8 protein-coding genes are annotated in these 7988 nt (G+C 70.5%); 4 read left to right on the top strand and 4 right to left on the bottom strand.

Features of this window, described 5'->3' with window-relative positions:
- The first annotated feature begins 60 nt into the window (after nt 1–60).
- Nucleotides 61–930, top strand: a complete 870-nt coding sequence (locus A9X04_RS10530) for an RDD family protein (RefSeq protein ID WP_067920041.1) — start codon at nt 61–63, stop codon at nt 928–930.
- Between the two features lie 9 nt (nt 931–939).
- Here A9X04_RS10530 and A9X04_RS10525 read toward each other — a convergent pair whose 3' ends face one another.
- Nucleotides 940–1332: a hypothetical protein gene (locus A9X04_RS10525; RefSeq protein WP_067920039.1), complete on the bottom strand. Its 393-nt coding sequence runs from the start codon at nt 1330–1332 to the stop codon at nt 940–942.
- Between the two features lie 210 nt (nt 1333–1542).
- Here A9X04_RS10525 and A9X04_RS10520 point away from each other — a divergent pair, with 210 nt between their 5' ends.
- Complete coding sequence (locus A9X04_RS10520; protein WP_067920037.1) at nt 1543–2250, top strand: PadR family transcriptional regulator; 708 nt, start codon at nt 1543–1545, stop codon at nt 2248–2250.
- A 25-nt stretch (nt 2251–2275) separates the two neighbouring features.
- On the opposite strand, the gene glpK is transcribed toward A9X04_RS10520, so the two are convergent.
- Complete coding sequence (gene glpK, locus A9X04_RS10515) at nt 2276–3796, bottom strand: glycerol kinase GlpK (protein ID WP_082974920.1); 1521 nt, start codon at nt 3794–3796, stop codon at nt 2276–2278.
- 86 nt (nt 3797–3882) lie between these two features.
- Between glpK and A9X04_RS10510 the strand changes: the two genes are divergently transcribed.
- Nucleotides 3883–5367 carry a glutamate--cysteine ligase gene (locus A9X04_RS10510; protein WP_067920034.1) on the top strand — a complete coding sequence of 495 codons (1485 nt, stop codon included), beginning with the start codon at nt 3883–3885 and terminating at the stop codon, nt 5365–5367.
- Between the two features lie 19 nt (nt 5368–5386).
- Nucleotides 5387–6067, top strand: coding sequence for a class I SAM-dependent methyltransferase (locus A9X04_RS10505; RefSeq protein WP_067920032.1), 681 nt, complete (start codon nt 5387–5389; stop codon nt 6065–6067).
- Between the two features lie 10 nt (nt 6068–6077).
- On the opposite strand, the gene egtE is transcribed toward A9X04_RS10505, so the two are convergent.
- Nucleotides 6078–7226, bottom strand: a complete 1149-nt coding sequence (gene egtE / locus A9X04_RS10500; protein ID WP_067920030.1) for an ergothioneine biosynthesis PLP-dependent enzyme EgtE — start codon at nt 7224–7226, stop codon at nt 6078–6080.
- Nucleotides 7223–7988: L-histidine N(alpha)-methyltransferase (locus tag A9X04_RS10495; protein WP_067920028.1), on the bottom strand; the 766-nt coding region annotated here is incomplete at its 5' end. The genes egtE and A9X04_RS10495, both read right to left, overlap by 4 nt.

The raw sequence follows: 7988 nt of genomic DNA, 5'->3' as shown, positions 1-7988 counted from the left end.
CAGCACGAATGCGTCGACGTCCACCCTGCGCAGCCTAATCGCCCTGTACCGTTCGGTGTTATGTCGGAGGTGGTCACCGGCGACGCCGTCGTGCTCGATGTGCAGATCGCCCAGTTGCCGGTGCGGGCCGTGAGCGCACTGATCGATATCGCGGTGATCGCCGTCTGCTATCTGCTGGGCCTGATGTTGTGGGCCGCCACGCTGACCCAGTTCGACACCGCGCTGAGCACCGCCGTCCTGCTCATCTTCACGGTGGTGGTGATCGTGGGCTATCCCGTGATCCTGGAAACCGCCACCCGCGGGCGCTCGGTCGGCAAGATCGCGATGGGGCTGCGCGTGGTGTCCGACGACGGCGGCCCAGAACGCTTCCGGCAGGCCCTGTTTCGGGCCCTCGCATCGGTGGTCGAGATCTGGATGCTGTTCGGCAGTCCCGCCGTCATCTGCAGCATCCTGTCGCCGAAGGCCAAGCGGATCGGCGACATCTTCGCCGGCACCGTCGTCATCAACGAGCGCGGACCCCGCCCGGGCCCCCCGCCGGTGATGCCGCCATCCCTGGCCTGGTGGGCCGCGTCGCTGCAACTTTCCGGCCTGTCCCCCGGCCAGGCGGAGGTCGCGCGCCAATTCCTCTCGCGGGCACCGCAACTCGACCGCCAGTTGCGCCAGCAGATGGCCTACCGGATCGCCGGTGACGTGGTGACCCGCATCGCCCGGCCGCCCCCGCCGGGCGCACCGCCGGAACTGGTCCTCGCCGCCGTGCTCGCCGAACGGCACCGCCGCGAGCTGGCCCGTCTTCGTCCGGCCATGCCACCGGCGGGCGCCCCGCCGTGGCCGGCCTGGCCGCAACCGCACGCTGTCCCATGGCCGGGCGCGGGGGCACCCCCGAAGGGTCCACCCGACGCCGCCCCGGGCGGTTTCTCGCCGCCGGGCTGATCGGTCCCGCTAACCGGAGACGCTGGCCGCCATGAGGGCGACGTCGGCGATCAACAGCGCCCATCCGCACAGCGGAACGGCGATGCCGCCGCGGCGCCTCGCGGTGAAGAGCGAGATGACGATGACCACGACGGCGACCGCGGGCGCGCCGTAGAACGCGACCCCGAAATTGATCCCGCCGTGCCCCAGGTCGGGGCAGCTGCGGTCGGCGCAGCCGTCCGTGCTCATCACCGCGCCCAGCGCGAAAAGCATCACGATGGCGGCGGCGGGCACCGTGGCCAGCGCCAGGCCCCAGTTGACCCACGGCCAGACGTTGCGTTCCCGTCCGCCGCCGCCCTGAGCGGGACCGGTCGCGGTGGAGGTTCCGCTGCCCACCGTCAGGTGGGAGTCATCCGCGTTCATCCCAGAGTTCCTACCCGCCGCCCGCTGGGTGCAAACCGCCCCGCAGCATCCTGCCCTCGACCCCGCGGACGCACGGCTCCCACCAACGCCGCAGGTCACAAGGGTCGGTGAGCAAATCTGACGAACGGACGTTGCATCGCGATAGTTTCCGATATATCGTGATACTTCGAAGCGCAGGGTGCGCTTCCGCATCAGACGTAAGGAACAGACATGAACCACCCATTCACCCCCACTGGTGACCCCTTCCCCGCCGGCCCCGGCTTCGGCTTCGGTTCCGACACCCACCGACGCGCCCTGCACGGCGCCCGGCGGCGGGCCCGCCAGGAGTTCTTCCAAAACCTCCGCGAGCACGGCCCCGACCATGACGGACCCCTCGGGTTCGGTCCCGGATTCGGGCCCGGGTTCGGCCCGGGCTTCGGTCCTGGCTTCGGCTTCGGGCCGGGCGGGCGGCGCGGCGGATGGCGCCGCGGCGGCCCCGGTCGCGGCAAGCGCGGCGACGTCCGCGCGGCCATCCTGGCGCTGCTGGTCGAGCGGCCGATGCACGGCTACGAGATGATCCAGCAGATCGCCGAACGCAGCAACGGCCTCTGGAAGCCGAGCCCCGGCTCGGTCTACCCGACCCTGCAGCTGTTGACCGACGAGGGCCTGATCACCGCCAGCGAAACCGAGGGCAGCAAGAAGCTCTTCGAGCTGACCGACGAGGGCCGCGCGGCCGCCGAAAAGGTCGAGACCCCGCCGTGGGACGAGATCGCCGAGGGCGCCGACCCCGGTCACATGAACCTGCGGGCGGCCATCGGCCAGCTGTTCGGCGCGGTCGCGCAGTCCGCGCACACCGCCACCGCCGAGCAGCAGCAGCGCATCGTCGAGATTCTCAACAACGCGCGGCGCGAGGTCTACGGCATCCTCGGCGAAGACTGAGCCCCGACGTGCGGCGGACCCTGGATCAGGTCACATCGACCCAGTCCAGGGTCCGCTGCACCGCCTTGCGCCAACCTGCGTATCCGGCGGCGCGCTGCTCGTCGGTCCAGGCCGGCGTCCAGCGCCTGTCCTCGTGCCAGTTGGCCCGCAGGTCGGCCGGGTCGGCCCAGAACCCCACCGCCAAACCGGCCGCGTAGGCCGCGCCCAGCGCGGTCGTCTCGGCCACCACCGGACGGACCACGTCGACCCCGAGCACGTCGGCCTGGATCTGCATGCACAGGTCGTTGCCGGTGACCCCGCCGTCGACCTTCAAAACCTCAAGGCGCACACCGGAATCCGCCGCCATCGCGTCCACCACGTCGCGGCTCTGGTAACAGATCGCCTCCAGCGTGGCGCGGGCCAGGTGCGCGTTGGTGTTGAACCGGGACAGCCCGACGATCGCCCCGCGCGCGTCGGATCGCCAGTACGGCGCGAACAGCCCGGAAAACGCCGGGACGAAATAGACCCCGCCGTTGTCGGCGACCTGACGCGCCAGCGACTCGCTTTGTGCCGCACCACTGATGATGCCCAGCTGATCACGCAGCCACTGCACCGCCGCGCCGGTGACCGCTATCGAACCCTCAAGCGCGTAAACGGGTTTGGCGCCCCCGAACTGGTAGCAGACGGTGGTCAGCAGCCCGTTCTTCGAGCGCACGATCGTCTCACCGGTGTTGAGCAGCAAGAAGTTTCCGGTGCCGTAGGTGTTCTTCGCCTCACCCTCCGACAGGCATACCTGGCCCACCATCGCCGCGTGCTGGTCACCCAGCATTCCCATCACCGGTACCTCGCCGCCGACCGGCCCGCTCGGCGCGGAGACGCCGTAGGGTTGCGGCGACGACGACGGCGCGATCGCCGGCAGCATCGCGCGCGGGATGGAGAAGAACGACAACAGCTCGTCGTCCCAGTCCAGGGTCTCGAGGTCCATCAGCATGGTCCGACTGGCATTCGTCACGTCGGTGACGTGCACACCGCCGCGCGCACCCCCGGTCAGGTTCCACAACACCCAGGTGTCGGCGGTGCCGAACAGGGCGTCGCCGCGCTCGGCGGCCTCGCGCACCCCGTCGACGTTCTCCAGGATCCACTGCAGTTTGCCGCCGGAGAAATACGTCGCCGGGGGCAGGCCCGCCTTGCGCCGGATCACCTCGCCGCGGCCGTCGCGGTCCAGCGCCGACGCGATCCGATCGGTGCGGGTGTCCTGCCAGACGATCGCGTTGTAATAGGGCCGCCCGGTGCGCCGATTCCACACCAGCGTGGTTTCCCGTTGATTCGTGATGCCCAGCGCGGCAATGTGTTCGGCGGACAGGTTGGCGCGGTTCAGCACCGACATCAGCACCGAGGACGTGCGCTCCCAGATCTCGACCGGGTCGTGCTCGACCCAGCCGGCGCGGGGCAGGATCTGTTCGTGCTCGAGTTGGTGGCGAGCCACTTCGGCGCCGTCATGATCGAAGATCATGCACCGGGTGCTGGTGGTTCCCTGGTCGATGGCGGCGACGAACTCAGCGGGCACGTCAGGAGTCCATCATGGTCTGCGGCCCGGCGACAAGCTCACCGCGTAGCTTGCGTTACCGCCGGTAAACCTGTTCCATCGGCGGTGTGGGCGAAGAGGTCAAGCGCACCACGTACAACAGCGCACATCGGCGGGAATACCGGCGGAAGCTGCAGTTGTGCCTGGACGTCTTCGAAACGATGCTGGCCCAGTCGCATTTCGACTCGGCCAAGCCGCTCACCGGCATGGAGATCGAGTGCAACCTGGTCGACGCCGACTATCAGCCGGCGATGTCGAACCGCGACGTCCTGGACGCCATCGGGGACCCGGCGTTCCAGCCGGAATTGGGCGCCTACAACATCGAATTCAACGTGCCGCCCCACGCCCTGCCCGGGCACACCGCGCTGGACCTGGAGGGCGAGGTGCGGGCCAGCCTGAACGACGCCGAGAGCAAGGCGGGCGCGGGTGGGGCGCACATCGTGATGATCGGGATCCTGCCCACGCTGATGCCCGAACACCTGGCGACCGGCTGGATGAGCGACTCGCGGCGCTACGCGGCGCTCAACGAGTCGATCTTCACTGCGCGCGGCGAGGACATCCCGATCAACATCTCCGGCCCGGAGCCGCTGAGCTGGCAGGCCGTGTCGATCGCACCCGAATCCGCCTGCACCAGCATCCAATTGCATCTGCAAGTGGCCCCGGAGGCGTTCGCCGCGAACTGGAACGCCGCGCAGGTGGTAGCCGGGCCGCAGCTGGCGCTGGGCGCCAACTCGCCGTACTTCTTCGGCCACCAGTTGTGGGCCGAGACCCGCATCGAGCTGTTCACGCAGTCCACCGACACCCGGCCCGAGGAGGCCAAGTCCCAGGGTGTGCGGCCGCGGGTGTGGTTCGGCGAAGGCTGGATCGGCTCGGTGCTCGACCTGTACCGGGAGAACATCCGCTACTTCCCCCCGCTGCTGCCTGAGGTGTCCGACGAGGATCCGGTCGCCGAGCTGGCGGCCGGGCGGGCACCGCACCTACCCGAGCTGCGGCTGCACAACGGCACGGTCTACCGGTGGAACCGGCCGGTCTACGACGTGGTTGACGGCCGGCCGCACCTGCGGCTGGAGAACCGGGTACTGCCGGCGGGGCCGACCGTCGTGGACATGCTGGCCAATTCGGCCTTCTTCTACGGCGTGCTGCGCCGCCTGTCTGAGGACGACAATCCCGTGTGGGCCGGCATGGATTTCGCCGCGGCACAAGCGAATTTCCTCGCCGCAGCCCGCAACGGCATCGACGCCCGGCTGCATTGGCCGGGCCGCGGCCCCGGACTGAGAGAGGTGACGGCGACCGCGCTGGTGCTGGACACGTTGCTGCCGATCGCGGACGAGGGGCTGCGCCGCTGGGGCGTGGACGCCGACGTGCGGGACCGCTTCCTCGAGGTCATCGAGGCCCGCGCCAGGACCGGCCGCAACGGCGCCAGCTGGCAGGTGGCCACCGTGCGCGCGCTTCAGGACGGCGGGATGGCAAGGCCGGCCGCCCTGGCCGAGATGCTGCGCCGGTACTGCGCGCACATGCACGCCAACGAGCCGGTGCACACCTGGGAGTCCTGAGCGCGGGTACGTTGAAGTCATGACGGGTGATCAGGTCATGGACTGGGACAGCGCATACCGCGAGCGGGCGCATTTCGAGGGCCCGCCGCCGTGGAACATCGGTGAGCCGCAGCCCGAGTTGGCCGCGCTGGTGGCGGCCGGGAAATTCCGCAGCGACGTGCTGGACGCCGGGTGCGGGGTCGCCGAACTGTCGTTGGCGCTGGCCGCCCAGGGCTACACGGTGGTCGGGGTCGACATCACGCCGACCGCCGTCGCGGCGGCCACCGAGGCCGCCCGGGAACGCGGCCTGACGACGGCCAGCTTCGCGCAGGCCGACATCACGTCGCTGGGTGGCTACGACGGACGGTTCTCCACCGTGGTCGATTCCACGCTGTTCCACTCGCTGCCGGTCGAGGGCCGCGACGGCTACCTGAGCTCCATCCATCGCGCGGCGGCACCGGGGGCCAGCCTGTTCGTGCTGGTGTTCGCCAAGGGCGCGTTTCCCGCCGAGATGCAACCGAAGCCCAACGAGGTCGACGAGGACGAACTTCGCGCCGCGGTCAGCAAGTATTGGGAGGTCGACGAGATCCGGCCGGCCTTCATCCTGTCCAACGTTGTCGAAACCCCCGATGCGCCTTTCGAATTCCCGCCACACGAGCGCGACGAGAAGGGGCGGATGAAGATGCCGGCCTATCTGCTGACGGCGCACAAAGCTAACTAGGGGCAGCGCGCTAAACAGACGTCGCCGCGGTCGCGGCGATCAGCGCCTCGGCGAAGGTCTCCAGATCGTCGGCCGTGGTGTCGACGTGCGGCGAGATCCGCAGGCGTGGCCCGGCCAACTCCAGGGGCGCCCGCTGCACGCCGACGAAGGTGGTCAGGATCCGCCGCTCGGCGAGCAGCCAGGACCGCACCGCTTGCGGATCGGCGCCGTCGACCGGGGCCAGCGTGGTGATGGCGCTGGGCGCGTCGACCTCTTCGACCACAGCCCAGCCGGCCACATCGGCCAACAGCCGGCGGCTGGTGGCGCCCAGCTCGGCCAGCCGCGCCCGCACGGCCTGCGGCCCATACGCCAGATACTCGCCCAACGCCAGCGAAAAACCCACGCGCGCAGCAATATTGGCCTCGCCGAACTCCAGCTGCTGGGCGACCGTGAACGAGCCGGCGAGCCAGTCGGGGGCGGCCAGCCTCGGGCGCAACCCCTCCAGCAGCTCGCGGCCGGCGGCCAGCGCCCCGACACCGCGCGGCCCGGCGATCCACTTGCGCGACGACGCGTAGGTCACGTCGGCGCCGACCGCGCAATCCACCTGGCCCAGCGCCTGGGCGGCGTCGACGACCAGCGGTAGCCCCAGCTCGCGGCACAGCTGCGCGATCATCGCCAACGGTTGCACCACCCCGCTGTGACTGCCGACCGCGGTCAGGTGGACCAGGCCGGGCGGATCGGCCTCCAGGTCCAGCGCGGCGTCGTCGAGCGCGACCCGGCCGTCCTCGAGCGTCGGCAGCAGCCGGCGGTCGAATCCGTGGGCGTTCAGCAGCGCCAGGTTGGGGCCGTATTCGCCGGGTAGACACGCCACCGTGCGCCGGTCTGCCGGCCACGCGCCCAGCAGCAGATCCAGTGCGTTCAGCGAGCCGGTGGTGAACACCACCTCGGCGTCGGGCATGCCGGCCAGCGCGGCGAACGCCACCCGCCCGGCGTCCAGCGCGGGCGCGGCCGCCTCCGCCGCGACGTAGCCGCCGACCTCGGCTTCGTTGCGGGCGTGCAGGGCGGCGGCCTCGATCACCGCGAGGCTCTGCCGCGAGCAGGCGGCGCTGTCCAGGTGCAGCCCGGCCACCGGCGGGCGCACCGCCCGCCAACGGGCGGCCAGCGAGTCCCCGACCGTCACTTCACGGCCAGCGACAGCCCGAAGTCGCCCGCGGCGTCCGTCCACCACCGGGTGCGGCGCAGTCCCGCTGCGGCCAGCTCGGCGCTCACCCCGTCCGGGTGGAACTTGCACGACACCTCGGTGAGCATCTCCTCGCCCGCCGCGAAATCGACGGTCAGGTCGAGCGCATCGACGCGGACCCGTTGGGGCGGGCCGGACCGCAACCACATCTCGATGCGCTCCTCCCCGGCGTTCCAGCGCGCGACGTGCTGATAGGCCTCGACGTCGAAGTCGGCGTCGAGTTGCCGGTTGATCACCGCCAGCACGTTGCGGTTGAACGCCGCCGTCACCCCGGTCGGGTCGTCGTAGGCGCGCACCAGCCGGCCGGTGTCCTTGATCAGGTCCGTGCCCAGCAGCAGGCTGTCCCCCGGTCGCATCTGGGCGGACAGGCTCGACAGGAACTCCGCGCGCGGGCCGGCAGTGAGGTTGCCGATCGTCGACCCCAGGAAGGCGAACAGGCGCCGCCCGCCGGTGGGGATCTCGGTCAGGTGCTCCTCGAAATCGCCGCAGACCGCGTGGATTTCGACGCCGGCGTATTCCTGTTGGATGGCCGCGGCGGCCGTCGACAGGATGCCGGCGTCGACGTCGAAGGGAACGAACCTGCGCAGCGATCCGCGTTCACGCAGCGCGTCGAGCAGCAGCCGGGTCTTCTCGGACGTTCCGCTGCCCAGCTCAACCAGGGTGTCGGCCGCGCTGGCCCCCGCGATCTCGGCCGACCGCGCG

This window comes from Mycobacterium sp. E3247, from assembly GCF_001667785.1.
In the GTDB taxonomy this organism is placed as follows: domain Bacteria; phylum Actinomycetota; class Actinomycetes; order Mycobacteriales; family Mycobacteriaceae; genus Mycobacterium.
Note: the sequence above shows the minus strand (reverse complement) of the source record. Positions and strands in the feature narration are given on the sequence as shown.

Bases quoted from the DNA above. Each gene is read 5' to 3' on its own strand.
- A9X04_RS10530 (WP_067920041.1), top strand. From the start codon at position 61: ATGTCGGAGGTGGTCACCGGCGACGCCGTCGTGCTCGATGTGCAGATC.
- A9X04_RS10525 (WP_067920039.1), bottom strand. From the start codon at position 1,332: ATGAACGCGGATGACTCCCACCTGACGGTGGGCAGCGGAACCTCCACC.
- A9X04_RS10520 (WP_067920037.1), top strand. From the start codon at position 1,543: ATGAACCACCCATTCACCCCCACTGGTGACCCCTTCCCCGCCGGCCCC.
- A9X04_RS10505 (WP_067920032.1), top strand. From the start codon at position 5,387: ATGACGGGTGATCAGGTCATGGACTGGGACAGCGCATACCGCGAGCGG.